Origin of the sequence: Frankia sp. QA3, assembly GCF_000262465.1 — a bacterium.
Classification (GTDB): domain Bacteria; phylum Actinomycetota; class Actinomycetes; order Frankiales; family Frankiaceae; genus Frankia.
Genome location: NZ_CM001489.1, coordinates 3,418,086 through 3,421,798, shown reverse-complemented (window position 1 = coordinate 3,421,798; position 3,713 = coordinate 3,418,086). Strand labels below are relative to the sequence as shown.

Annotated in this window: 3 protein-coding genes; 2 read left to right on the top strand and 1 reads right to left on the bottom strand. The window is 75.7% G+C overall.

The window, feature by feature from the left end; all coding sequences use genetic code 11:
- On the bottom strand, window positions 1-1,012 hold a 1,012-nt coding region (locus tag FRAQA3DRAFT_RS14070), incomplete at its 3' end, for a glycosyltransferase family 4 protein (protein ID WP_009739699.1).
- A gap of 171 nt (window positions 1,013-1,183) precedes the next feature.
- Between FRAQA3DRAFT_RS14070 and FRAQA3DRAFT_RS14065 the strand changes: the two genes are divergently transcribed.
- Together FRAQA3DRAFT_RS14065 and FRAQA3DRAFT_RS14060 are read left to right on the top strand one after the other, a co-directional pair.
- A complete protein-coding gene (locus tag FRAQA3DRAFT_RS14065) occupies window positions 1,184-3,400 on the top strand; it encodes a Gfo/Idh/MocA family oxidoreductase (protein ID WP_009739698.1) in 2,217 nt (738 codons plus the stop codon).
- Between the two features lie 79 nt (window positions 3,401-3,479).
- The coding region (locus FRAQA3DRAFT_RS14060) for a GDP-mannose 4,6-dehydratase (RefSeq protein ID WP_009739697.1) at window positions 3,480-3,713 on the top strand (234 nt) is incomplete at its 3' end.

Sequence of the window (3,713 nt, the reverse complement as noted above, 5' to 3'; positions counted from 1 at the left end):
CCGCGGACGGGCCGCGCCGTGCCACCCACCGGGGCACGCCGAGGTAGGCCAGCAGCACCAGCCCCGCGGCGGTGTCCGCGGCGAGCCGGCCGGGCAGCGGGCCGAAGGCAGCCAGGGACAGCACGACGAGCAGCGCCGTCGTGGCGGCGACCAGGCCGGTGACCCGCGCGTGCGACCAGCCGGCGATGGTCAGCCGTTGGTAGGCATGCGAGCGGTGCGGGGAGTACCACTGTTCCCCGGCATGGATCCGCCGCGCCAGCGTGGCGGAAGTGTCCGCCAGGTAGAGGGCGGTCGGCGCGAGCGCCGGCTCCGGTGGGATGCCGGCCAGCACCGCCTGGACGGTGAGCACGGCGAGCACGGAGCCCAGCGCGTAGCTGCCGACGTCGCCGAGGAAGACCCGGGCCCGGGGGAAGTTGAACGGCAGGAAACCAAGCGCCGAGGCCGCGACGAGCACCCCGCCGGCTGTCACCGTGGGCAGGTCGTGGGCGGCGCCGAGGGCCGCGAAGGCCCCGCCGGCCAGCGCCGCCGTGACCGCGGAGATGCCGTTGATCCCGTCCATGAAGTTGAAGACGTTGACGAAGCCGGTGATCCAGATGGGCGCCACGACCGTGACCAGCAGGACGGTGGGGATGCTCGGCGCCGGGTCCCCGAGCACGGCGCCGAGCACCGCCATCGCCGCGACGACGAACGACGTCGCGGTGTGCAGGGCCAGCCGCCGCATCGCGGTGACCCCGGCCAGATCCTCGGCCAGCCCGATCAGCCCGAACAGGGCGGCCGCCGCGATCAGCGGCAGCAGGTTGGGGGAGTCGGCGCCGCCGTGGGTGAGGATGGTGACGAGCACGCCCGCGAACAGACCGAGCACCACGGCGATGCCGCCGCCGCGCGGGGTCGGCGCCTGGTGTGAGGAGCGCGCCGTGACCTCGTCGATCGCGGCCAGTCGGTGCATGCAGACGGTGACGATCGGGGTCGCCGCCAGGGTGACTATGCACGCGGCGGCCGGCGCTCCCAGCATGGGCGTTCCTCCGGCTCTGACACGTCGGGTGGAGTACGAGCGGCGTTCATCGCTGAATGTAATGCATCAACTACACTACGCAGCATGATGCGGGTGCGGGTGTCCCGCGGCCGCCCGCCGGCCGCCACCGGCCGGGGGCCGGGCTCGCCGAGGCGGCCGGAGGTTCGCGCGATGAAACAGGTGGTCCAGGCGGCATCCGGGGGAACGGTGCGGGTGATCGACGTGCCCGTGCCGGTCATCGGCCCGACCGAGGTGCTGGTGGCGACGGCGGCGACGATCGTGTCGGCCGGCACCGAACGGGCCGTCACCGAGCTCGCCCGCGCCGGGCTGCTGGCCAAGGCGCGGGCCCGCCCGGACCTGGTGCGCAAGGTGGCGGAGAAGGCCCGGACCGACGGCCTGGTGCCGGCGGCGCGGTCGGTGCGCGACCGGCTCGGCACCGACGTGCCGCTGGGTTACAGCGGCTGCGGCCGGGTCGTCGAGGTCGGCTCCGCGGTCGCCGGCATCCGCCCCGGGGACCTGGTCGCCACCGGCGGCGCGGGCCGGGCGAACCACGCCGAGTTCCAGGCCGTGCCCGGGCTGCTGTGCGCGCGGGTGCCCGACGGGGTGGAGCCCGGGGCGGCGGCGTTCGCCACCATCGGGTCCATCGCCCTGCACGGGCTGCGGCTGGCCGAGGTCGGGCCGGGGGCGAAGGTGGTCGTCGTCGGCCTCGGCCTGGTCGGCCAGCTCGCGGCCCGGCTGGCGCTGGCCAGCGGCTGCGAGGTGGCCGGCATCGACCTGGCAGAGCTGCCGCTGGCCACCGCCGCGGCGGTTGGCGTGCACGCGCTCGCCGAGGCCGGCGAGGCCACCACGGCCGCGGTGCGGGCCTGGAGCCGGGGCCGCGGGGCCGACGCGGTGCTCATCTGCGCGGCCGGTCGCTCGGCGGAGCCGGTGATGCGGGCGACCGCGCTGGCCCGGGACCGCGCGCAGCTCGTCGTGGTCGGTGACGTCGGGCTGGGCCTGCTGCGCGCGCCGTTCTACGACAAGGAGCTCACCCTGCGCTTCGCCCGCTCCTACGGGCCGGGGCGCTACGAGCGCGGGTACGAGGACTGGGGGGTGGACTACCCGGCCGGGCAGGTGCGCTGGACCGAGGGGCGCAACCAGGAGGCCGTGCTCGACCTGCTCGGCGCCGGGCGACTGCGCGTGGACGACCTGGTCACGCATGCCTTCCCCATCGACGCGGCGCCGCGGGCCTACGAGCTCGTCGCGGGCCGCACCGAGCCGTACCTCGCCATCCGCTTCGACTACCCGGCCCCGGTCCCGACCCTGCCGGCGAGCCGCCCGCCCGGGGACGGCGCGGACAGGCAGGTCGCGGACGACCCGGTCCGGCTTCCCGCGCCGCGGCCCCGCCCCCGGCTGCCGCGCCAGCTCGGGGCCGCGGCGGGGCGCCGCGGCAGCCGGGTGGGCTGGATCGGCGCCGGGGCGTTCTCCGGGGCGGTGCTGCTGCCCGCGTTCCGGGCCGCCGGGTTCGACCAGTTCGTCACGGTCGCCTCCGCCGGCGGCCGCTCGGCGCGCTCGTTCGCCGACCGGCACGGCTTTGCCGGCGCGGTGGCCGGCGCCGACGCCGTCCTCGACGATGACGACATCGACGTCGTCGTCATCGCCACGCCGCACGCCACGCACGCGGAGCTCGCCGTCCGGGCGCTGGAGCGCGGTCGGCACGTGTGGTGCGAAAAGCCGCTGGCGCTCAGCTTCGACGAGCTGGACCGGGTGGAGAAGGCGGCGTCGGCCGGCGGCGGCGTGCTCGTCGTCGGCTACAACCGGCGGTTCTCGCCCGCGGTCACCGCCGCCCGCACGGCGCTGGCCGCGCGGACGGGGCCGCTCACCCTGGTCTACCGGATCGCCGCCGGCGGGGTGCCGGCCGGCCACTGGTACAACGACCGGGTTCAGGGCGGCCGCCTGCTCGGCGAGGTGTGCCATTTCGTCGACACCTGCGCGGCGCTTGCCGGCAGCGAGGTCGAGGCGGTCGCGGCGCTCGCGGGGCGGGAGGCCGAGCTGCTGCTCGCCCCCGACCTGGCGGTGTCGCTGCGGCACGCCGACGGGTCGCTGTCGACCGTCGCCTACAGCTCCGCCCGGCCCCGCACAGCCCGCAAGGAACAGGTGGAGGCCCTGGCGGGGACGCGTCACGCCCGCATCGACGACTACCGGGAGCTCGTCGTCGACGGCCGGTCGGTGTGGAAGGGGGCCCAGGACAAGGGGCACCGGGACGCCTCGGCCGCCTTCCTGCGGATGTGCCGCGGGGGGGACGCCGCGGTGACCGCGGAGCTGCTCGCGTCGAGCCGGGCCACGCTCGCCGCCGCCGACGCGCTCGGCGTCGAGGCGGTGTGCAGCCCCGGTGGCCCCCGGGCCTGATCCGAACCGGTTCTCCCGCGACGACGACGACCGCCGCCGGCCGGCCGGCCGGTCGGCCGGCGAAAGAAAGGATGACGACGTGCCGCGTGCGCTGATTACCGGGATTACCGGTCAGGACGGGTTGTATCTGGGTGAGTTGTTGACCGCGAAGGGTTATGAGGTGTTCGGGTTGGTTCGGGGGCAGTCCAACCCGAAGGTGGCGGTGGTGGAGAGGTTGGTGCCGGGGGTGGTGTTGTTGGAGGGTGATCTGACGGATCTTCCGTCGTTGATCGGTGCGGTGGAGATCTCGCAGCCGGACGAGGTGTACAACCTG

Coding starts and splice junctions, on each gene's coding strand:
- FRAQA3DRAFT_RS14065 (WP_009739698.1), top strand. CDS start 1,184: ATGAAACAGGTGGTCCAGGCGGCATCCGGGGGAACGGTGCGGGTGATC.